This window comes from Synechocystis sp. FACHB-908 (assembly GCF_014698595.1).
Taxonomy (GTDB): domain Bacteria; phylum Cyanobacteriota; class Cyanobacteriia; order Cyanobacteriales; family Microcystaceae; genus Synechocystis.
This window is the reverse complement of record NZ_JACJTH010000021.1, coordinates 106,030-126,425: the sequence shown is the minus strand read 5'-3', so window position 1 is coordinate 126,425 and position 20,396 is coordinate 106,030. Positions and strand designations below refer to the sequence as shown.

The window sequence follows — 20,396 nt, the reverse complement described above, 5'->3', positions numbered from 1 at the left end:
CTATGATAGCGGCTCAATTAAATCAAGAATTTTTTCAAATTCAAATCTACGTACTAATTTAGTTAGATTTTGCTCCAATTCTGACTCTGAAGCTGGAATTTCTGCTATCAATTTCATTACCTGCTCAGTGTCAGCTTCTAAAAGATAATGGGATAACTGAGTCAACCAATCCTGGGACATAATTAGAAAACTTTCTGGCTTCAGTGCGGTGTCTTCATGATTATCGTTCTTGTTTGGGGCTGACTCATAAACATATGTTACTCCTAAATGTTTGGTCAAGGAGTCAAAAATGGTGTTCTCCCGGAATGGCTTACGGAGAAAATCATCGCATCCCGCCGACAGTACGATCGCCTTTTCTTCCTCTAGCACACTGGCCGTTAGGGCCACCACCGCCGTTGCATTGCCTTTGACCTGACCCTTAATGTATTTAGTTGCTTCATAGCCGTCCATCACGGGCATTCTCATGTCCATAAAGATTAAATGGGGCTCCCAGCTTTCCCACAGGGCGATCGCCTCCTGGCCGTTACTAGCTTCTTCGATCTCAAAACCAAAGGGAGCGAGGAGTTTAATTAGTAATTGACGATTCACACTTTTATCATCCACCACCAGAATTTTATAGACAGGTTGTCCTGGGGTGAGGGCAAGAACTTTTTTCGCAGAGTTGGGTTCCCGACTCAAAGTTATTTCCCCCAAATCAACTAAAATCGAAAAGCTAAAGGTGGTCCCCTGGTCAACCACACTACTAACGTTAATATCTCCCCCCATTAACTTAATAAACTGACGGGTAATTGCGAGGCCTAATCCGGTGCCTTCCTGGGCATTACGACCAGATTCTGTTTGGGAAAAAGCTTCAAATAAGTGACTCAACTCCACTTCACTAATTCCTTTACCCGTATCTTTAATTGTGAAGTCTAACCAATATTTATTTTTAGGCTCCGTTGATGTTTCTGGGTTAATCACTTCCTGTTGTTCTGCATTTCTAAAGTTGCTAGTTAGGACTACTTCTCCCTCCGTTGTAAATTTAATCGCGTTACTGAGAAGATTTAGCAAAATTTGTCTGAGCTTAATTTCATCGCCGTAAACGTATCTCGGTAAATCATGATCTCGAATAAAAATCAGCTCGATACCTTCATTGGCCGCCTTGAGATGCAACATATCTTCTAAATCATCCAGAAGAAGATAAAGATCAAAATTATGGCGATTTAAATGGGTTTTACCAGCTTCAATCTTAGAAAAATCAAGAATATTATTGATTAAATTTAATAAATATTCCCCGCTACGTTGAATAATGCCAGCATTTTCATACTGCTCCATTGGTAGATTTTTGGTACGCAGCATCAGCTGGGAAAAACCAATAATAGCATTGAGAGGAGAGCGCAGTTCATGGCTCATATTAGCCACAAATGTGCTTTTAGCCTTAGCCTCACTTTCAGCTATTTCTTTTGCCCTCACTAGGTCAACCTGTTTTTGTAAGGATTCATTGTATTCTATGAGAATTTTTTCCCTTTGAGCTCTTTCTAATTCCCTTTGTTGATAGAGTTCCTGGAGCTTTTGATTTTGTTCTATTAATATCTGATTGGTCGTAAACAATTGATTTTTCGATCTTTCATTTTCACTGAGGACGGCATTTAAAACTAGGGTTGTCATACTGATGCAAGCTAAAATTGATTGCAATAATAAAAGTTGATCTTTGATAGCTGCTTTTTCTTGGTCTAGGGCAAGAATTAACACCAACAGGGCAGAAACTACAATTGTCAACAGAGAAGATCCAACTTCAGTGAAGCGAAAGGCTGACCAAAGTAAAAAAGGAATCAGTAGATACTCAATGGGATAACCGTTGGCAATAATTTTAACAATTAATAAAATAAAAAAAATAATGCTAGCCGCTTCGAGCCATTGTTCTTGTAGTAGTTTAATAAATACTTTAAAATTATGATTACAAGCAATGATAAAGGGAGTAACAATCAAGAGGGCAAAAGCATCACTCAACAACCAAGTATAGGCAATTTCAGAATATAAGCCGAAAGAAATTTTCTCAAATAAATATAATAAAAATGGACAAATGATTGCAGCGGGAAGACGACTACCAAAGCAAACAAAAACAATAAATCTAATAATATTCTTAATTTTAGAAAATAGATAATTATTGGCTGTAAGAATGTCACTAAGATAGACTGAAAAAAGATTGACTAAACTGACTACCCCAGTGATCGCCACCGTTAGTATGAAATTAGCAGCACTTTCCAAACCGTGGAGAGCCATAATTTCTCCCAGTAATAATCCCCCAACCATACCCGGCCAGACTTGGTAACCCCAAATAGATAAAAAGCCTACAGCCATACCCGTAGGAATCCAAATGGGCGATGAAGCGGTGCCCGCATAGGTAATAAATAATTGGGAAATATAGATAGTTCCATAGATGGCGATCGCCACTATAATTTGCCTTTGCCAAGACACTGATCGAAAATCAGCCAAACCTTTGAAAACATGGTTATTGATTTGCATTTTATCTTCTATTTTTTATAGAAAAAATACTTAAATCACGGTCTGAGATGACAATAAATTATCCTAATTTTCCAGAGAGACTCTAAACAATTTAAATAAACTTAAGCTTAGTTTTGATTTCAATTTGACAACAGAAGGAGATTGTAAACCCCTCTTTTTGCCCAGAAGCGGGCTTTGGCATTGGCTCCCCACCCTAATGAGTTGGTTCAATGGTTTTACCCATGGCAAATCGACGTAAATTTTCTCCCCCTATGGTAACGGTTTCTTCCGCTATGACCACAAAGCCCCTGGACTCGAAAAAGGGCCGGGCTACCATACTTGCTTTAGTCTCAAGTTCCCTTACCCCGTCAGCGATGGCCAACTGCTCTACTGCTTGCATCAATATGGTGGCAATGCCCAGGCGGGTAAAGGCTGGATGGACAAAAAGCAGGTCCACCAATCCAGCGCCATTGTAGCCAATAAAGCCAATGATGGTTTCTCCTTGCTCAGCCACCAACACCACCATGGATTCCAGGCGATCGCCCCACCGCTGTAAGTCTGGTTCGGATGGGGCCCAAGCACTTAGTTGGGCTGGGGAATAATATTTAATACCTAACTGATGGACAGCTTCAGTGAAAATTTGAATGATATTGTTTAAATCCGAGGGACGATATGGGCGTAGATGGATGGTGTTCACTTTGGCTACCTTGGGACGAAAGTTGCCAATCTTTGGCTGAGAAATATTTTGCAATGTAAAGTTAAAAAGCAGAGGGGGTCAGCACCATGGTTAAAATTTCCGATATCTTGGTCGTTTTAATTGCTTTCCTTGGAACTTGCTTGTAATGTAACCAGTTTTAATACACTCCCTTGGTTTTCACCATTGCCAATGCAGAGATTTGGAGGGTTAAACCAAGTCCCCTAGGGTCTGGGAACAGGACTTTGCATTTGAATCGGACAGTGCAAAATGATTTGGGACTGGGCAAGGCGATATAATGGCCCCCTTGGGTATGAGCTGATGACCCACCCTGTTCCTGGGAAATGCCCAAGCGCGAGTATTTCTCCCTCCCTTGTCCACTGTCAACGTTTACCATGGCCTACTACTGGTTTAAAGCCTTCCACTTGATTGGCATTGTTGTTTGGTTTGCTGGATTATTTTATTTAGTGCGTCTTTTTGTCTATCACGCCGAGGCAGACCAGGAGCCGGAACCAGCTAAAACTATCCTCAAAAAACAGTATGAGTTGATGGAAAAGCGGCTTTACAACATCATCACTACCCCCGGCATGGTAGTTACGGTGGCTATGGCGATCGGTCTCATTTTCACAGAACCCGAAATTCTCAAATCCGGCTGGCTCCACATCAAACTCACCTTTGTGGCGTTACTGTTGCTTTACCATTTCTATTGTGGTCGGGTGATGAAAAAGCTAGCCCAGGGGGAATCCCAATGGAGTGGGCAACAGTTCCGGGCTTTAAATGAGGCACCGACTATTTTGCTCGTGGTGATTGTCCTACTGGCGGTGTTTAAGAATAATTTGCCCCTGGATGCGACCACTTGGTTAATTGTAGCTTTGGTTATTGCCATGGCTGCTTCGATTCAACTCTACGCTAAAAAACGTCGCCGGGACCAAGCACTATTAACGGAACAGCAAAAAGCGGCTTCTGCTCAGAATTAGCTGCTAACGTTGCTGACATGGTGACTGCAACTACCTACAACCAAGAGAAGTTGAGTTTAAGCTAGGCTTCATGCTTACTCCCTAACTCTGTCGCCACTTTAATCTGTTACCTATACTCTTACATAAATATTTTCCATCACCCACTGATGTCCCATACTCTGACTAAGCTCGATCTACCCACCTTACAAACGGAGCTGGAAAATGCCACCGCCCAACAGATCATTACCTGGGCGGCCCAAACCTTTGGCCCTGGCTTGGTGATGAGTACTAGTTTTGGCATTCAGGCGGCGGTGATGCTCCATTTAGTGACTAGCATTGTGCCCAATATTCCTGTTATCTGGATTGACACGGGCTATTTACCGCTGGAAACCTATCAATTTGCGGATCAGTTGACCGGACGGCTACAGCTAAATTTAAAGGTTTACCAATCTCCCCTCAGCCCAGCTCGCATGGAAGCTCTGTACGGCAAGCTCTGGCAACAAAAAGACGTGGAATCCCTCAACCGTTATGATCAAATCCGCAAAGTTGAACCGATGCAGAGGGCATTAAAAGAACTAGAGGCGATCGCCTGGTTGACGGGGTTAAGGAGGGATCAAACTCGGCACCGCCAGAATTTGAAACCAGTGGATCTCCAGGGTAATCAGTATAAAGTTCTCCCCATTTTGGACTGGAATTCTAAGATGGTTTACGAATATCTCACCGCCCACGATTTACCCTACCATCCGTTTTTTGACCAGGGTTACGTCTCTGTGGGGGATTGGCATTCTAGCCGGCCCCTGATGGCCCACGATGAAGATGAAAGGGATACCCGTTTCCACGGCCTCAAACAGGAATGTGGTTTACATTTACCCCTGTCCCCGGAAGCTGGCCAGAGTTTGGATTCCAGTGCTTTGTAGGGCAGTCAATGGCACTCGAAAGCTCTACTAACCTGTTGCCTGGAGAGAGGCTTAATTTTTGCTCAATGCTTCCGATAAACATTCAGCGGCCTGTTCTACCAAGGGAATGGTTTGTTGATACACCATGCGGGTAGGTCCCAAAATGCTCACACTTCCCATGGGAATCTCTTGTTGGCGATAAATGGCGGACACCAACGTGCAAGGATGCATGGATTCCAGCGGGTTTTCTGCGCCAATGCGGATGGTCACCACTGGGCGGGTTTTAGGCATAGTTTCCCCGGTTAGCAAATTCATTTCCTGACCCAAGTTAGCCAGATTATCTCCATAGTTATCGGGGTCGAACAGCAGGGAAAATAATTTATCCTGTTCCTGTTCTAACAAAGACAACAGCATTTGTACCTGTTCCAACTGGGAAAACTCTGGTTGTTGGATTACCTTAGAAACCCCATGAACCACTAAGGGGCCCGCCATGCGCCGTTGCAGGAGGGGCTTGATTTGTTGTTGTAAGCCTTTGAGAAAATCGGCATAGATACTAAATTTTTGGTCTAGCTCTTGCCAATTTAAATGGCTCAACTCAGAAAGGTTTTTTCCCCGCAATTGGGCATTGAGAAAGTTGGAGAAAATTGCCAATTCCTGTTCCAATTCTCCCTCTTCCTTTGCTTCCATGGCAGCGGGTAAATCTAGGGTAGCGGAATGGGTGTGATAGCTGTCGGTCACCAGAATAATTAATATCTGATGGGACGGTAACAGCATTAACTGTAAATGCCGCAATTGCACCGTTTCCGTTTGGGGAAAAGTAATCAGGGCGATATAACCGCTCAAGCCTGCCAAAATTTGCCCCATTCTCTGGATCAGGGCTTCAAAATGCCAATTATCACCATTAATTTCGTTTTCCAGTCGTTGTTTAACCGTGCGGCTCTGGCGATCGCTCCAGGTCAAAAGATTATCAACATAAATGCGGTAACCGGAATCGGAGGGAACCCGCCCGGCGGAGACATGGGGTTGGTAGAGTAAACCCGCTTTTTCTAGTTGGCCGAGGGCATTGCGAATGGTGGCGGAACTGACAGCAAATTGATATTCCTGGGCCAGGGTATGGGAGCCCACAGGCTCGGCGGTGGCGATGTAGTGCTGGACGGTGGCGCGGAGAATTTGCTGATGGCGATCGTTTAAGCGGAGGGGCTTCACCATTGTTTCCTAAATTGCGGGCTAAAGACTAGATGTTAAAACGGTTGTTGTCGGGATAGATAAATTGGGTTCAGAGTTAAAAGTCTATAAAGGATTCTTAAAAAAATTAGATTATAAAATAATTACCCAGGATTTGCTTGGGCCGTTGCTGGTGTGCCCTGGATTATATCCCATCAATTAAAAGTGAAAGTTAAGCAAGCGGAGAGGGTGGGATTCGAACCCACGTTGAGTTTCCCCAAACCCGATTTCAAGTCGGGCGCATTCGACCACTCTGCCACCTCTCCAGGGGGTCAAAGATTAGTTAATCATCTTACCATGGCCGTCCTAGGGACATTGCCCGGTCAATTTTGTTCGGCACTGCATTGGGGTTTAAGCAGTCCTGGAATAGTGGCCAGTAATTCTCCGGCGATCGCCAGAGGATCTTGGTCTGCCTGCAGGGGAAACCGGAGATCCGCCTGGGCGTAGAGGGGTTGCCGTTGGGCCAATAAATTTCCTAACCGTTCTTCCAGATTTTCCACCTGGAGCAGGGGTCTTGCTTCATCTCCCTGGAGCCTGGCCAAAAGTAATTCCAGGGAACCATCAAGCCAAATGACCAGGCCATGGTGTAGATAACTCCAATTTTGTCGTCGGAGCACCACTCCGCCCCCGGTGGCAATGACGCTTCTGGTTTGGGCCGCCAGATGTCCCAACACTTCCGTCTCCAAATCCCGAAAAGTATCTTCCCCATCCTCCGCAAAAATGTCGGCGATCGCCTTGCCAGCCACCCGCTCAATCAACACATCCGCATCGAAAAAACGGTACCCCAACTGTTCTGCCAACAACGGCCCGACGGTGGATTTACCACTGCCCATCATGCCGATCAGAAACAGGTTAACGCCTTGTAATTGTTCTTTGATTAGATCCTGGGCCATGGCAAAAGTTACAGAGGTTGAAAAATAGTGAACAGTAATTGGATGTCAGTCCGAAGCCAATTTGCCCCCTAGGGTTCGGCAACGCATCGGCGTTCCCTAGCTTAAATTATCTTGATGTCCAAAGAAGGCTCGCTTTCGGGAATCACCATTACCATTGGAGGGAAAGACGTTGAACTTGTTTAATCGCCATTATGGGTAAGAATCTCCTCGAACAACTGCGCCAATTTACAGTGGTGGTGGCCGACACCGGCGACATCCAAGCCATTGAAACCTTTACCCCCAGGGATTCCACCACTAATCCTTCTTTGATTACGGCGGCGGCCCAGATGCCCCAGTACCAGGAAATTGTGGACAGCACCCTGCTCAAAGCTAAGGACGAAGCTGGGGAAAATGCATCTATTAAAGACATTGTCCGATTGGCCTTTGACCGTTTGGCGGTGGCTTTTGGCCTCAAAATTCTGCAAATTATCCCCGGCCGGGTTTCTACGGAAGTTGATGCCCGCCTTTCCTACGACACGGAAGCCACCATTGCCAAAGCTCGCTACCTAATTGGGGAATATGCCAAAGCTGGCATTGATAAAAAACGCATTCTGATCAAAATTGCTTCCACTTGGGAGGGTATTAAGGCTGCAGAAGTATTGGAACAAGAAGGTATTCACTGTAACCTTACTCTACTATTCGGTCTCCACCAGGCGATCGCCTGTGCCGAAGCCAAAGTCACCCTAATTTCCCCCTTTGTGGGACGCATTTTGGATTGGTACAAAAAAAGTACTGGCAAGGAATATGACAGCCACGAAGACCCAGGGGTACAGTCTGTTACAACCATTTACAACTACTACAAACGCTTTGGTTACAAAACTGAAGTGATGGGAGCCAGCTTCCGTAACATTGGCGAAATCATCGAACTGGCCGGCTGTGACCTGTTGACCATTTCCCCCCAACTGTTGGATCAACTGCGGAACACCGAAGGGGATTTACCTCGCAAACTCGACCCCGCCACGGTGCCCCAGGACATTGAAAAAATTGTTATGGACAAGGCCACCTTCGACAAAATGCATGCCGAAGATCCGATGGCCTCGGAAAAACTGGCCGAAGGCATTGCCGGTTTCACCAAGGCTCTGGAGGTGTTGGAACATTTATTGGAAGAAAGGTTAAAAGTTCTCGATGGCCAAGAGCACATCAAACATGGGGCAGAGGAAATTTTCCATGCCTATGATCTAGATGGGGACGGTTTTATTACCAGGGAGGAATGGGCCGGCACCGATGTGGTTTTTGATGCCCTAGACCGGGACCATGATGGCAAAATCACCGCCGCTGAAATGTCCGCTGGGTTGGGAGCCGCTTTCCGTTTAGCCTCTGTTGGTTAGGTGTTCTCAGGGCCCAGCCCTTAAAAGTATTGGGGAAAACCATCCCCTCTTTTGCTGTCCTCAACGGGGCTTTTTGCCATGGCCGCCGTTGTAGTTTCTCCCCAGTTAATCACAGCACCATTATTTTGCTGAGTTGCCCTCAGTTTGGGGGCGAGGGAGGGCACAGATTCCGCTAAACTGGGGGGGATTGCAATGTTTCTTTACTTAACCACTATTTAAGCAATATGACGATTGAAATAGGTCAAAAAGTTAAGGTTTACCGTCTGCGGGACCGGGTTTCCCCCGATGTGGTGGGTAAACTAGGTAAAGTCGGTGTTGTTAAGGATTTTAAAATGACCGATGGCAGTGGCATTGGAGCGGTGGTTTCCTTTGATGACCGCACCGCCACCTGGTTTTTTGAGGATGAGCTCAAAGCGATTTAATAACTGGTTTTGCTCTCCCCCATTGGTTTTGACTACTTTTCCCGATCGCCGTTGAAGTGTTTTTACGGTTTGATTCGGGAATCTTTATTATTTTTGCTGGATTCTAGGAAATTGCTGTGGCGTTAGTTCTGACTTTTTTAGGGAAAGGCGGTGTTGGCCGCACCACGGTGGCGATCGCCGCGGCTAAAAAACTGGCCCAAGCGGGTCAGAGGGTACTGGTGCTGGGGCAGGATCCTAGTTTGGCCTGGCAATGGGGCATAACTCTGTCGGAAACGGCCCAGGGGGTGGAGGCGAACGTTGATGGTTTACTACTTAGTTCCACCCATCTGCTGGAAAGAGGCTGGGAAAAGCTCAAGGAAGTGGAAGCCCAGTATCTGCGATCGCCGGCGCTGAAAAATATCTATGGGGAAGAATTAGGAGTTCTGCCGGGCATGGACGAAGTGTTGGTGCTCAATGCCCTGCGGGAATACGAACTCAGTGGTCGCTATGACGTGCTGATTTACGACGGCCCCGGTAACCTCTCCACTCTGAGAATGTTGGGCATTCCCGAAATTGCCAGTTGGTATTGGCGGCGTTTCCAGAAAGTATTGGCGGATTCGGAAGTGGTGCAGACCCTTTCCCCCTTTGTGCAACCCGTGGCCAGTGCGGTGCTGAGTGTGAACTGGAGTCCAGACCAAATGCTCAACCATCCCGATGGCCCCCAAAATTTATTGCAACAAGGTAAAGCGGCGATCGCCGACCCCAATCGGTTTGCCGCCTATTTGGTTACTAGCACTGATTCCCTGGCGCAAAAAGCAGCCCAGAGCTATTGGGGTGGGGCCCAGCAAGTCGGAGTAACAGTAAAGGGCGTGATTCAAACTCCCTTGGGTAATGGCAGTTTAGATGCAAATTTATTTGATCCGTTGCTCATTGCGGCTCTACCAAGTTACAACCAAGGTAACTGGCAACCCCTGATGGATGCGCTCCCTAATCCCCAGGCCATGGGGTCGGCTCCCCGACCATTGGAAATTGACGTTAACGCCCGCCAGGTGAAGGTATTTTTGCCCGGTTTTGATAAACGTCAGGTGAAATTAACCCAGTCCGGGCCGGAGTTAACCATTGAAGCGGGGGATCAGCGGCGCAACATTGACTTACCGGGGAATCTACGGGGTAAGGGAGTGACGGGAGCCAAATTCCAAGGAGGATATTTAATTGTTAGTTTTTAGTGTTAACTTGACCCAATCCCTGCGTCGGCGTGGTTTTTGGTTCACCCTGGCCCTGGTGGGGTTGGCGATCGCCGTGGGTAGCTTTCTCATCAGTCCTTTTTCCAAGGTTATTCCCGACCCAGTGGTGGACATTAACCCGGTCTCTACAACGGCAAGGGGCACCGAAAAAGCCGTTTTTGCCGGGGGCTGTTTTTGGGGACTGGAGGCCATGTTTGAGGAAGTGCGGGGTGTTAAGGATGTGCAAACCGGCTACAGCGGCGGCACTGAAGCCACGGCCAACTATGCCAGGGTGAGTGGTGGCGGCACGGACCATGCGGAATCCATTGAAATTGTTTATGACCCCGCCCAGGTAAGTTACGGCGAACTGCTGAAAATTTTCTTTTCCGTCGGCCATGACCCCACCCAAGTTAACCGCCAGGGCGTAGACCAGGGTCGTCAATATCGTTCGGCCATTTTTGCCACCACTCCTGAGCAAAAGCAGGTGGCCCAAGCTTACATTGACCAACTAGAGGAAAGTCAGGCCTTTGACCAGGCGATCGCCACGGAGGTGAATGACTTTGATGCCTTTTATCCAGCGGAGGATTATCACCAGGATTTTGTCCAACGGAATCCGGCCCATCCCTATGTGTTGGTCCATGATTTGCCCAAACTCCGAAAATTTCGTCAGCAGTATAGCGATAAATTAAAAGCCCAAAGTTAGGGGTTAGTAAACCTTGTTTAAATCAAGACTTACTTTTGTCTAGTTATAAGCAGTCTAGGACGATCACCATGGTCGTCCAGCAAGGGCTTAACAAGGCCCTAAATGACTGTCAATCCACTCTCAGCCCCTCCTTTAATAGGCAAGAAAATTGGCAAAAGCGACCTTCAGAAGGACAAAAATAGTGGGCTTTGGCTAACTACCAGAGAAATTACTGAACAAAATCAATGACCGATATTCAAAAACAGTTACAAGAAGAACTAGCCCCCATGGATTGGGGCACCATTATTCCCCACGCCAAACGGGATGCGGTGATTGTGGTGGATAGTAGTTTAGATTTGCTCTCCGTTGGTCTGGCGATCGCCAAGGATGAAGTTAACCAAGTCAACCATTGGATTAGCGAATTATTGATCCATAAGCCCACGGAGAAGGAATTGACCGATTGGAACGATGATCCAGAACGGGAATTTCAAACCCTGATTGTGCAACCCTATGTGTTAGTACAACCCGGTTGAATTGAGGGTCTTTAACTACAGGTCTTAAAAAGTACAGCCTAAGCATCAATGGCCCGGATTTGGGTCAGGATAGCTTCCGCTTTTTGGGCCATGTCCTTTTTCTCTTGGGCGTTGAATAATTCGGCGGCCTTGGTTAAATCGGCGATCGCCTTGGGTTCATCTCCCAGACGATATTGGGTTAACCCTCGATTGAAATAGGCTTCAGCGGAGTCGGGATCCAACTGAATGCTTTGGTTATAATCCGCTAAGGCTTGTTGGTCTTGCTTGAGACGATTATGGGTCAACGCCCGGTTGTAATAGGCATTGGCATGTTGGGCATTAATGCGAATGGCATCGTTATAGTCGGCGATCGCCGTAGTTTCATTGCCTAATTGGGACTGGGAGTTACCCCGATAAACATAAAAGTCCGCATAGTTGGGATTAATTTCGATGGCATTGCTGCAATCTTGAATGGCTTTGTCGTACTGACTCAGTAAAAAATAAGCATAACAACGGTTACCCAGGGCATAGGCAAATTCAGGATTTAAACTAATGGCCTGGTTGTAGTCCGTAATGGCCGCCTGGTATTGCCCCAAAACGTGCTTGGCATAGCCCCGGTTGTAATAGGCATCGGCGTCCTGGTCATTGAGTTTGATGGATTCGGTAAAATCGGCGATCGCCCCGGAGAAATTTTGCGCCGCTAGTTTGTCCACCCCATCGTTGTACCATTGCACCGCTGACTTAGTTTGGGCCAACACGGGCAAGCTCAAGCCCCAGGCAAAGGTTAAAGCCATGACGGTGAAGCGTTGGGGCCAGGGAAAAGGATGGGGGGATGCCATAGAATTTTTCAAAATTAACATCAGGTCAATGGGCGGAGGTGGGTAGTTGGCCTAGATTAGGGCAATCTACTTGCCATGGGCAATGGAATTCGTTTGGAATGAATGAAATTAAACTCCCTTAGTTGATGAACCATGGTAACAAGCTGGGAATTACCAATGGATCCCCCCTCAGCCAGGCAATTAACAGGGCCAAGGCCAAACAGCCCCCCAGGGTTAAACCCAACAGAGCCAGCGCAAAAAACTCCCCCGCCGACAAAGGGCGATCACTAGCATCCAAATAGGCGGAATTTCTTCCCAAGCTTGTTGATGCGGCCGAATTTTGCCCTTGGAGGGGATCCGGCGGTACCTGAATCACATTCCAACGGGAATAGCCAATTTGCAAGTCGTACACAGAACGGCGATCAGGATTGCTCAATACAGCATAAGCCTCATTCAAGCGCTGAAATTTGACCGTGGCAATGTCTGGGGTTAATAGGGTAGTGTCTGGATGGTAGCGCTTGCTTAATTCCCGGTAGGCTCGACGGATGGCCACCGGGGAAGCGGCGGGGTGTAGTTCCAAAACACCGTAATAACTGTCGGCAAAAGGAGAAGGGGCCACTCCCGGTCGGGGTCGAGATTGGGTGGAATGGGGATTAGAAGACACGGGAAAGTTTACATTGGGAAAGACTTTGCCCTATTTTAGACTGAGTTTTTTCCACGATGATTATGTCTGTGTGTTTGCCATGGCTGGCCCGTTGTCGCCGCTTTCTCATAGTTTCCCTTGCTTTTGCTATGTTACTGCTGGGAATCTGGGGCACTCTGCCCTTTTCCCTGTCCGATCACGGTACGGCGATCGCCGCTTTGGAAGATGACCGTTACGATGGCAATATTTTTGTTGTATATGCCGGCAATGGTTCCCTGGTGCCGCCCCGCTTAAACCTAAGAGAATCCTTTGAACGCAAATTGCCGGTTATTTTGGTTTATTACCTCGATGACAGTAAAGATTGCAAACAGTATGCTTTCATCGTTTCCCGTATGCAGGAATTTTACGGTCGGGTTGCTAGCATTATTCCCGTTTCCGTTGACAGCATTCCCGACCAAAAGCGTTTCCGTCGCGATGAGCCTGGCTATTACTACAGCGGTGGGGTACCCCAGACGGTAATTCTAGACAAAAGCGGCAAAAAAATCTTCGACGCCCAGGGAGCACTTAAGTTTGAAGTAGTGGATGATGTTCTCCGGGATTTATTTGATTTATTGCCCCGTTCCGAGTCCATGGAACTGAAACAGCGTACCTATAACGAATTCAATAGTGAATTAGTCGATTAACTCATTCTTTCCGACAACAAAAAAACGGATAAGCCCAGTAAAGTTAGTTGGGTTTATCCGCTTTAAGGTCAATTTGTTACCGGAAATTTAGGGGAAAAAGTCTAGGGGTCATGGTCGTCCGGGCCGAAGTCAAAATCGTCTAGGGAAGTTGAGATTACAGCATCGGCACCGGGGGAGCTGGTGTCACTCAACAAGGCATCCAAGTCATCTAACTCGCCACTTCCACTGGAGGGGGCTTCTCCGAGCATGTCCGCTAAACCGGGAAAAAGATCATCATCCTCGTGTAACTCAGCTTGGTTTGCATTGCCTTCATCGGTTTGCAGTAGGGCCAGCAAATCGTTGTCAGAGGAATTGGGATCTTCATCTAAAATATTGATGAAAGGATCTCCCCCATGGGTTTCCGGGTTGAGCTCCAGCAGGTCAGGAAAATCACCACTGCCCTCCCCTAATGTCTCCATGCCGACAAAACCGGCGCTGATGGGTTCTTCATTGGAAAACTCCGGTAGGAACTCATCCTCATTCTGTCCGGGAAAAAGCTCCGTCTCTTCTGTTTGCAATTCCAAAAGAAAGTCGAGGTCATCGGCTTCAGCGTCCCCATCCCCCGGCAAAATCTCTTCAGTGGTTAGCTCAGGGGCTGGAGTATCTGTGCCCAGACTTGCCAGTAGATCTTCAGACAGATTCAAGTCATCACCGGAGTCGGATGTGAAGGAAAGATCGTCACCAAGGTCTTCCAATTCTCCCAGAGTCTCAGTTTCCGCCGGGGTTTCGCTGAATAAAGGGAGTTCAGGGGCTGACTGTTCTTCGGTTAACTCGGCTAAAAATTGATCACTACTTTGTTCCGTTTCCGCCGCTTCTGGTGTTTCCACACTGGATAGCTCTGCTAGTTGTTGTCCTGGGTTGGTGATGCCCTCATCATTGATATCAGGCAATTCCGTTGCCAAGTCCATGGGCTCAAAATTTTCTTCCCCACCACCAAAGTCCATATCTGGTAGGGAGGCTTCTGGGGGGGCATCAACCCAGTTTTCCAAATCAGCTTCCGCCTCTACCTCGGTGGTTTCAGTGGGGGGAGCATCAAAGGGGGAAAACGTTTCTTCCTCCACCATGGGTTCCCCTACTGGCCCCTGGTAGTCTAAAGGTTCGGTTTCCAGTTCTGCTGTGGGAGGAGCATCAACCCAATTCTCTTCCTGTTCTGGAGTAATTTCCGCTATTTCAGGCGTTTCTTCCGTGACAGTGGCCTCCATGAATTCTGCTACGGGTTCGGCCGCCGGAATAAATTCTTCCCCTGGGACTTCGGTAAATTCGGCGATCGCCGGAGGAGCAACATCGGCATCAAAGGATTCCTCCTCGGCTAACGGTTCTTCCTGCTCTTCTACCGAGGGTTGGGCTTGCTGAAGCGATTCAATTTCAGCCTGGTATTGGTTCTGGAGGGCTTGGACTCTGGCTTGGTGTTCCTGCTCCATGGCCAACAACTGAGCTTGCAGGGCGGCAACTTCATCACTCTGGTCGAGGGGCCGTTGTTCTTCTGCCGGCCCACTTTCCCTGAGGGACTGGAGCTCATCTTCCAAAGCTGTTTTTTCTGCCGTCAACTGGGCCAGGGCCGCCGCTTGGGCTGTTTGAAGCTCGTCTAACTGGTTACGATGGCTGGACTCCAGAGATTCCAATCTAGCTTGGAGGGCTTGGGTTTCGGCTTTTTGGGCTTCCAACTGAAATTGGAGAGTTTCGGTATCTTCACTGGCACTTTTGGCACGGCCCAGTTTGCTTTTGGTGCTATCCAACTTTTTCTGAAGTTTGGTAACCAGGGTGAAATAGGTGCCGGCAAAACCAACGACTAGCCCAATGATTACCGCCAACACCAAAGATAAAGTTTCCATGTAATGTCTCCAAAGTGACAGTTAAGTTAGAAAATACCCATTCCGACCAAGGAGCTCAGCAGTAACGGGTTGTTAGTCTGGTTGACCAACGGGAAAAATCAGTCTTTGTTGAGCTGAGCTAAAAGACTCAATTCACTGTAACAGTGTGTAACTAAATTGAATGAGCAAGATTAGCTTAAATGATAGGGAATTTTGGGAAAGCGATGCTCCTAAGTCAAAATTTCTTAAGAATTACCGCCGCAAGCCACGAAAAATTTGTCGGTATTTTACCCACAAACGTTGCCAAACCTATTAGATTTGCATTACTTCAACTTGCTTTAATGGGAGCTTTGACTTTCTGCAAAGGCGGCATATACCCCTTGAACGTTATACCAATTGAGGAAAATTCGGGCAATTTCTAGGGCTAGTTGGGGGCGATCATGGTCAATGAGCCATTGGAGGAGTGGGGCCATTGTTTTTTCATTCAAGCGTCCCCCTAAGGAGAGTAATCCCCATAGAAACCAATGGAGCCGAGTCATTTGAATCATCAGCCGCACTTCCCAGGTGGGATGTTTTTGGTAAAATAAAACCCCCATACGCCCCCGTTGTATTTCCTGGTCGATTAATTTGGGGATTTGTTGCAAACTGAAGGGAGGATGCCAATGATAGCCCACTGCCCGGGGGCATTTAACGAGTTTTAGACCTAAATTTTTCAGTCTGACTCCCAATTCCAAATCTTCCCAGCCATACAGTTGAAAGCCAGTGTCAAATAAGCCTGCTTCTAGTAACCATTGCTTGGCGATCGCCACGTTGCCAGTGGCAAAGAAGGCGGCGGAATAATCAGTGAGTTTGTAGGGTTCCGATTGGGGAGAGTCAAAGTTACAGGTATTGACCACGGCCCCATAGGTAAAAACCCGGTCTGAATTGTATTGTTTTTGGCCCCGTTGTAAACCTTCGGCATGGGCTTGGAGAAAAATGTCCGTCACCACCAAATCACTGTCAATAAAAATGATGGTGTCCCCGGCGGCTTCCTTAACCCCAAGATTCCGGGCGGCAGCGGGCCCCTGGTGGTCCTGTTCCCAGGTTCGGACATGGGGAAATCCCTGGCAATGTCCATCTAGCCAGGCTAGGGTGCCATCGGTGGAGCCGTCATCCACCACCACAATTTCGTAGCCTGAAATTAAGGTTTCGTCAAAGGTTTGTTGTTCCAGGGCCCGTAGGCATTTTTCCAGGATCGGCAGACGATTATAGGTGGGAATGACAACACTGAAAAACATAAATAAACCCAGGCATTTTCAAGGGACCTTCCAGCTTAACTTAGCCTAGGCGGTCAATAATTCCTGAGCTGTGTTGGCCACCTGTTCCACCTGATCCTGAGCCAACTGTTGCAGTAGGCTTTGGCGATCGGGATGTTCTAGATGACCCACCGCCAGGGCTAAACGATAGCGCACTTGCCAGTCTTCGTCTTGTACTAAGGAGGCAAGCAGAGGTAGGGCTTCCGGGTTGCCCAATTCTCCCAACGCACTGATGGCCGCCGTTCTAATCAAGCTATTCTCAGAATCAAGGGCGATTTTCAGCAGGTCGAAGCCCCGGCGATCGCCCATTTCCCCCAGGGTGGCCACAATGCTCATCTGCAAGAGCCATTCAGGAGTTTCTTCGTAGGCTTTTTGCAAGTCAGGGTAGGCGGCGGTTAATTTTAGCCCCCCAATCACGTCGGCGGCCACCGATTGCACATCAATTTCCGGATCGTTAAACAGCCGATCGCGCAGGAGTTGCAATGATTGTTCCAAATCGGCTTTACCCACCGGATCCAGTTGACTAACAGCGGCATAGCGGATGCGGGGATTGGCATCGTTAACCAAAGGTTTCAGCAGGGGAAAAGCTTCGGCCGGCTCCAGGGCCCGCAATTGATTCAAGCCCCGGACTTTATCACTAAAATTATCCGAACCCAGTAATGCTTTGATGGCGGTGAGGGAATCACTCATAACAAGATTGGAAAAATCAACTAAGGGCTAGGGTTAGGAATTAAGACGGGCTGGACCAGCCTGGTGGATGGAAATGCTGGAGGTCTGCCAATTGTAGGACTTTTGTGGGGTAGCTGCCAAAAATTTTAAGCACTTCTGTGTATTGTTTGAGCTTTTCTAGGGCTTCCTGGAGTCTGGGTTCCGTTTGGCTGGCTTCTAAATCCATAAAAAAAACATATTCCCCCAAAGACCTTTTGGTGGGGCGGGATTCAATGCGACTCAGGTTAATATTCCTCTGGGCCAGGAGTTGCAGGGGAGCTACTAGGGCTCCGGGCACATTGCGGGGAACACTAAAGGCAAGGGTGGTATGGCTTCCAGCAAGATAACCCTCTGAACTGATCGCCCAGAAGCGAGTGCAATTGTCAGGATAATCTTGAATGTCCGTTTGTAGTACAGAAAGATCGAATAGGGTGGCGGCCCTAGGAGAGGCGATCGCCGCCGCTGTGGGGTCATCACCAATAATCTGAATCGCTTCAGTGGTGGAATTGGCCGGCACCAAACTTACCTGGGGAAGATGAGCCCCCAACCATTTCTGGCATTGCCCCAGGGCTTGGGGATGGGACACAACCTTGGTTAAATCCGCCAAAAGTTTTCCCCGGCTGAGCAAAACATGGGTAATGGGCAGCACTAATTCCTGTTGTATTTTTAAATTTTCCGCCGCCCAAAGGCAGTCCAGGGTAATGGCAATGCCTCCTTCCGTCGAATTCTCCACCGGCACGATCGCCACATCCACCAAGCGTTGGGCCGCCGCCTCCAGGGTTTTGCCAATGCTGGGACAGGGAAAAAACTCCACCGCCTGCCCAGTGCGCTCCTGATGCTGTTCCCCATAAACCAGGGCGACGGTTTCCGTGTTGGTTCCCCTTGGCCCCAAATGTGCAACGACCAATGGCGGCATAAATTCTCCCCAGGAAAGCTGGTACAGAAAATGTTATCATTTTGCAGTGGAATTAGGTTGCGCCGAAGTAGCTCAGTGGTAGAGTAGCTGATTCGTAATCAGTTGGCCGTGGGTTCAAATCCCATCTTCGGCTTTGTTTTTTCAGTCCGCCTACACAATTTTCCCTAAATTTGCTCCAGTCTTTTTAGAACAGATAAAAAGTCTAAGCAATTAGGCCTATACTTACTCTAATGTCGGGTGCTATACCACAAGGCCCTCGACGAATTGACACACTGAAGCGTCGGGAAATTTTAGGCTGTGGGGGCAGTGCAATTATGGCCAGACAGGATTACTGGGCTCCGATTCATCGTCATGAACTGGTTCGCTGGATTAAGGGCAGTGGCAGTGCGAGTTTTTGGCAGAATCCCCTCCTACATAATATTCTTTTAAATCTTCTGGTAGCTCTGTTTTATGTTGTAGGAATTAGGCTGAGCGACCAGTTAGTTAGCACTCTATTGCCGGGAAGAATTTCCCCTGTTTGGTTTCCTTCTGCCCTCACCTTTGGTGTGTTTTTTCACTTTGGTCATTGGGTTACCCCCGGCATTATTCTTGGCTCAGTGTTGGGTTTAGTTTCAGTACTTTCTACCTTTGATCCGCCCCCTAGTATTGCTCAATTTCTGGTCTTGGAAACAGCTTTTGCCTTTGCCAATACTCTTCAGCCCTTTATAGGGGATCTCTGGCTAAAAAATAAACTGATATCAGTTGCCCAAAAGGAATCTGTGACCATTATCAAAGACAGTGACAGCATACAAGAACCGTTGGCTATCCTCAATCCATTCCAAAGGGTTTCCACCACCCTTGCGTTTGTTCAGGGGGCCATAATTGGTCCGTTTTTGTCTGCGGTTATTGGTGTTACCACTTTACTTTTAATGGGCATTATTGCTCGGGAAAACTTTTTCTATTCCTGGATAACTTGGTGGTCCAATAGTGTGCTGGCAATTATTGTCTTCACACCAGTGTTAATTAATATTCGATTTTATCATTTTCGTCGTCATCATTTTTTCAACACTAAGCTAGTTATCTCCCTTGTTTTAACTTTTTTGGTTTGGTTTCTATCGTTTTATCATTCCTTCCCCGTCGCCTACATGTTTTTGCCACTAATTCTATTTGTGGTCTTTCATTTTGGTGACTTCTTTGCCAGTATTTTTGTTGCTTTCTTTGCTTTTTTTGCTATTTTTGCCACTGCCCAAGGCCAAGGTTTATTCAACCAAGATTCCGGCAATAACTCGATTATATTTCTCCAACTGTTTACGGCGGTCATTTCCATGACAGCATTGTTTTTCTCCGCTATTATTCAAGAAAAGAAAATTGCCCAACAATCCCTCTCCCGGGCAGTAAAAAATTTAGAAAATGAAGTGCAGAAAAGAACTGACAAGTTGGCTGCTGCTAACAAATCCTTGGAATTGGCCAATATTGAACTTAATAAATTAGCCCACATTGACGGTCTAACCCGTATCCCTAACCGTCGTTATTTTGAGCAACAATTTGCTGAAGAATGGCAGATTTTCCTGGGGAGGGGCAAGAGTCTAACGGTGATGATGGTGGATGTGGACCATTTCAAGCTCTATAACGACCATTATGGCCACAGTCAGGGAGACATTTGCCTCGCGGAGATTGCCCAAATATTGCAATGCTGTATCCGTCAACCAGGATCTGATTTTGTCGCCCGTTACGGAGGGGAAGAGTTTGTCTTAGTCTTGCCGGAGGTAGACCAGTTCGGGGCGATCGCCATTGCCCAAAGAATTAAAACTGCCCTACAAACCAGAAATATTTCCCACCACGCAGTTGATCTGGCCGGCAATGTCACCTGTAGCATTGGCATCGCTGTAGCCCATTCTAGATTTGCCAGTAGCAAGGAAACCTTGCTCAAACAAGCAGACCAAGCTTTGTATTGTGCAAAGCAGGCAGGCAGGAATCAATATTTTCTTTTCGACCATGCTGAGGAGTGAACCAACATCATTCACCGCCCCAGTTAGGCATTGGGCGGATTACCTATTTTGTTTGGGAAAGACACTTCAAGAACCACACATCCTTCCTCTGTTTTAAAAGGCCCATGAATTTCGCCGGGGGGTCTGCTAGCATAGTGGCCGGTTTCTAACCACATCTCAAAGG

General features: G+C 47.4%; 20 protein-coding genes and 2 tRNA genes. 10 read left to right on the top strand and 12 right to left on the bottom strand.

Annotation, left to right across the window (positions count from 1 at the left end; all coding sequences use genetic code 11):
- Together hik12 and H6G46_RS06930 are read right to left on the bottom strand one after the other, a co-directional pair.
- Positions 1–2,505, bottom strand: coding sequence for a high salinity-induced biofilm formation sensor histidine kinase Hik12 (gene hik12 / locus H6G46_RS06935; protein ID WP_010871436.1), 2,505 nt, complete (start codon positions 2,503–2,505; stop codon positions 1–3).
- 193 nt (positions 2,506–2,698) lie between these two features.
- Positions 2,699–3,235 (bottom strand): GNAT family N-acetyltransferase, encoded by a 537-nt coding sequence (locus H6G46_RS06930; RefSeq protein WP_020861393.1) that lies wholly within the window; start codon positions 3,233–3,235, stop codon positions 2,699–2,701.
- Positions 3,236–3,522: 287 nt separating this feature from the next.
- Here H6G46_RS06930 and hemJ point away from each other — a divergent pair, with 287 nt between their 5' ends.
- Positions 3,523–4,155 (top strand): protoporphyrinogen oxidase HemJ, encoded by a 633-nt coding sequence (hemJ, locus tag H6G46_RS06925; protein WP_010871438.1) that lies wholly within the window; start codon positions 3,523–3,525, stop codon positions 4,153–4,155.
- A gap of 146 nt (positions 4,156–4,301) precedes the next feature.
- Positions 4,302–5,051 carry a phosphoadenosine phosphosulfate reductase gene (cysH, locus tag H6G46_RS06920; protein ID WP_010871439.1) on the top strand — a complete coding sequence of 250 codons (750 nt, stop codon included), beginning with the start codon at positions 4,302–4,304 and terminating at the stop codon, positions 5,049–5,051.
- Positions 5,052–5,102: 51 nt separating this feature from the next.
- On the opposite strand, the gene hrcA is transcribed toward cysH, so the two are convergent.
- The 3 genes from hrcA to H6G46_RS06905 all read right to left on the bottom strand — a co-directional run bounded on the left by hrcA (position 5,103) and on the right by H6G46_RS06905 (position 7,147).
- The gene (gene hrcA / locus H6G46_RS06915) at positions 5,103–6,239 is read right to left on the bottom strand and encodes a heat-inducible transcriptional repressor HrcA (RefSeq protein ID WP_010871440.1); all 1,137 of its coding nucleotides are present in this window, start codon (positions 6,237–6,239) and stop codon (positions 5,103–5,105) included.
- Positions 6,240–6,435: 196 nt separating this feature from the next.
- A tRNA-Ser gene (locus H6G46_RS06910) sits at positions 6,436–6,520 on the bottom strand.
- Positions 6,521–6,577: 57 nt separating this feature from the next.
- Positions 6,578–7,147 (bottom strand): shikimate kinase, encoded by a 570-nt coding sequence (locus H6G46_RS06905; RefSeq protein ID WP_010871441.1) that lies wholly within the window; start codon positions 7,145–7,147, stop codon positions 6,578–6,580.
- A gap of 191 nt (positions 7,148–7,338) precedes the next feature.
- Here H6G46_RS06905 and H6G46_RS06900 point away from each other — a divergent pair, with 191 nt between their 5' ends.
- Entirely contained in the window at positions 7,339–8,514 is a 1,176-nt protein-coding gene (locus H6G46_RS06900; RefSeq protein WP_010871442.1) for a transaldolase, read from the top strand.
- A gap of 20 nt (positions 8,515–8,534) precedes the next feature.
- On the opposite strand, the gene H6G46_RS06895 is transcribed toward H6G46_RS06900, so the two are convergent.
- A complete protein-coding gene (locus H6G46_RS06895) occupies positions 8,535–8,678 on the bottom strand; it encodes a hypothetical protein (RefSeq protein WP_158299066.1) in 144 nt (47 codons plus the stop codon).
- A 60-nt stretch (positions 8,679–8,738) separates the two neighbouring features.
- Here H6G46_RS06895 and H6G46_RS06890 point away from each other — a divergent pair, with 60 nt between their 5' ends.
- The 4 genes from H6G46_RS06890 to H6G46_RS06875 all read left to right on the top strand — a co-directional run bounded on the left by H6G46_RS06890 (position 8,739) and on the right by H6G46_RS06875 (position 11,353).
- Positions 8,739–8,936 carry a DUF2862 domain-containing protein gene (locus tag H6G46_RS06890; RefSeq protein WP_010871443.1) on the top strand — a complete coding sequence of 66 codons (198 nt, stop codon included), beginning with the start codon at positions 8,739–8,741 and terminating at the stop codon, positions 8,934–8,936.
- A gap of 116 nt (positions 8,937–9,052) precedes the next feature.
- Complete coding sequence (locus H6G46_RS06885) at positions 9,053–10,141, top strand: ArsA family ATPase (RefSeq protein ID WP_010871444.1); 1,089 nt, start codon at positions 9,053–9,055, stop codon at positions 10,139–10,141.
- A 55-nt stretch (positions 10,142–10,196) separates the two neighbouring features.
- Positions 10,197–10,841, top strand: a complete 645-nt coding sequence (msrA, locus tag H6G46_RS06880; protein ID WP_010871445.1) for a peptide-methionine (S)-S-oxide reductase MsrA — start codon at positions 10,197–10,199, stop codon at positions 10,839–10,841.
- A 224-nt stretch (positions 10,842–11,065) separates the two neighbouring features.
- A complete protein-coding gene (locus tag H6G46_RS06875; RefSeq protein ID WP_010871446.1) occupies positions 11,066–11,353 on the top strand; it encodes a DUF2288 domain-containing protein in 288 nt (95 codons plus the stop codon).
- A 38-nt stretch (positions 11,354–11,391) separates the two neighbouring features.
- On the opposite strand, the gene H6G46_RS06870 is transcribed toward H6G46_RS06875, so the two are convergent.
- Together H6G46_RS06870 and H6G46_RS06865 are read right to left on the bottom strand one after the other, a co-directional pair.
- A complete protein-coding gene (locus H6G46_RS06870) occupies positions 11,392–12,171 on the bottom strand; it encodes a tetratricopeptide repeat protein (protein ID WP_223211324.1) in 780 nt (259 codons plus the stop codon).
- A gap of 118 nt (positions 12,172–12,289) precedes the next feature.
- Entirely contained in the window at positions 12,290–12,814 is a 525-nt protein-coding gene (locus H6G46_RS06865) for a J domain-containing protein (protein WP_010871448.1), read from the bottom strand.
- Between the two features lie 56 nt (positions 12,815–12,870).
- On the opposite strand from H6G46_RS06865, the gene H6G46_RS06860 reads away from it, so the two are divergent.
- Complete coding sequence (locus H6G46_RS06860) at positions 12,871–13,476, top strand: thylakoid membrane photosystem I accumulation factor (RefSeq protein ID WP_010871449.1); 606 nt, start codon at positions 12,871–12,873, stop codon at positions 13,474–13,476.
- A 101-nt stretch (positions 13,477–13,577) separates the two neighbouring features.
- Here the strand turns inward: H6G46_RS06860 and H6G46_RS06855 are convergent, their stop codons facing one another.
- The 4 genes from H6G46_RS06855 to pheA form a co-directional block, all read right to left on the bottom strand.
- Positions 13,578–15,347 (bottom strand): hypothetical protein, encoded by a 1,770-nt coding sequence (locus H6G46_RS06855; protein ID WP_010871450.1) that lies wholly within the window; start codon positions 15,345–15,347, stop codon positions 13,578–13,580.
- 317 nt (positions 15,348–15,664) lie between these two features.
- On the bottom strand, positions 15,665–16,603 hold the full coding sequence (locus H6G46_RS06850) for a glycosyltransferase (protein WP_010871451.1): 939 nt from the start codon (positions 16,601–16,603) through the stop codon (positions 15,665–15,667).
- Positions 16,604–16,648: 45 nt separating this feature from the next.
- Entirely contained in the window at positions 16,649–17,311 is a 663-nt protein-coding gene (nblB, locus tag H6G46_RS06845; RefSeq protein WP_010871452.1) for a phycobilisome degradation protein NblB, read from the bottom strand.
- A 40-nt stretch (positions 17,312–17,351) separates the two neighbouring features.
- Positions 17,352–18,245 (bottom strand): prephenate dehydratase, encoded by an 894-nt coding sequence (gene pheA, locus H6G46_RS06840; RefSeq protein WP_010871453.1) that lies wholly within the window; start codon positions 18,243–18,245, stop codon positions 17,352–17,354.
- A gap of 61 nt (positions 18,246–18,306) precedes the next feature.
- On the opposite strand from pheA, the gene H6G46_RS06835 reads away from it, so the two are divergent.
- Both H6G46_RS06835 and H6G46_RS06830 read left to right on the top strand, forming a co-directional pair.
- A tRNA-Thr gene (locus tag H6G46_RS06835) sits at positions 18,307–18,378 on the top strand.
- 181 nt (positions 18,379–18,559) lie between these two features.
- The gene (locus tag H6G46_RS06830) at positions 18,560–20,233 is read left to right on the top strand and encodes an MASE1 domain-containing protein (RefSeq protein WP_020861399.1); all 1,674 of its coding nucleotides are present in this window, start codon (positions 18,560–18,562) and stop codon (positions 20,231–20,233) included.
- The last annotated feature ends 163 nt before the right edge of the window (positions 20,234–20,396 follow it).

Excerpts from the sequence above, each read along its gene's own strand:
- H6G46_RS06860 (WP_010871449.1), top strand. The coding sequence starts at position 12,871 with ATGATTATGTCTGTGTGTTTGCCATGGCTGGCCCGTTGTCGCCGCTTT.
- nblB (WP_010871452.1), bottom strand. The coding sequence starts at position 17,311 with ATGAGTGATTCCCTCACCGCCATCAAAGCATTACTGGGTTCGGATAAT.
- H6G46_RS06900 (WP_010871442.1), top strand. The coding sequence starts at position 7,339 with ATGGGTAAGAATCTCCTCGAACAACTGCGCCAATTTACAGTGGTGGTG.
- H6G46_RS06905 (WP_010871441.1), bottom strand. The coding sequence starts at position 7,147 with ATGGCCCAGGATCTAATCAAAGAACAATTACAAGGCGTTAACCTGTTT.
- hrcA (WP_010871440.1), bottom strand. The coding sequence starts at position 6,239 with ATGGTGAAGCCCCTCCGCTTAAACGATCGCCATCAGCAAATTCTCCGC.
- H6G46_RS06855 (WP_010871450.1), bottom strand. The coding sequence starts at position 15,347 with ATGGAAACTTTATCTTTGGTGTTGGCGGTAATCATTGGGCTAGTCGTT.
- hemJ (WP_010871438.1), top strand. The coding sequence starts at position 3,523 with ATGCCCAAGCGCGAGTATTTCTCCCTCCCTTGTCCACTGTCAACGTTT.
- H6G46_RS06830 (WP_020861399.1), top strand. The coding sequence starts at position 18,560 with ATGGCCAGACAGGATTACTGGGCTCCGATTCATCGTCATGAACTGGTT.
- hik12 (WP_010871436.1), bottom strand. The coding sequence starts at position 2,505 with ATGCAAATCAATAACCATGTTTTCAAAGGTTTGGCTGATTTTCGATCA.
- cysH (WP_010871439.1), top strand. The coding sequence starts at position 4,302 with ATGTCCCATACTCTGACTAAGCTCGATCTACCCACCTTACAAACGGAG.
- H6G46_RS06870 (WP_223211324.1), bottom strand. The coding sequence starts at position 12,171 with ATGGCATCCCCCCATCCTTTTCCCTGGCCCCAACGCTTCACCGTCATG.
- pheA (WP_010871453.1), bottom strand. The coding sequence starts at position 18,245 with ATGCCGCCATTGGTCGTTGCACATTTGGGGCCAAGGGGAACCAACACG.
- H6G46_RS06890 (WP_010871443.1), top strand. The coding sequence starts at position 8,739 with ATGACGATTGAAATAGGTCAAAAAGTTAAGGTTTACCGTCTGCGGGAC.
- H6G46_RS06850 (WP_010871451.1), bottom strand. The coding sequence starts at position 16,603 with ATGTTTTTCAGTGTTGTCATTCCCACCTATAATCGTCTGCCGATCCTG.
- H6G46_RS06875 (WP_010871446.1), top strand. The coding sequence starts at position 11,066 with ATGACCGATATTCAAAAACAGTTACAAGAAGAACTAGCCCCCATGGAT.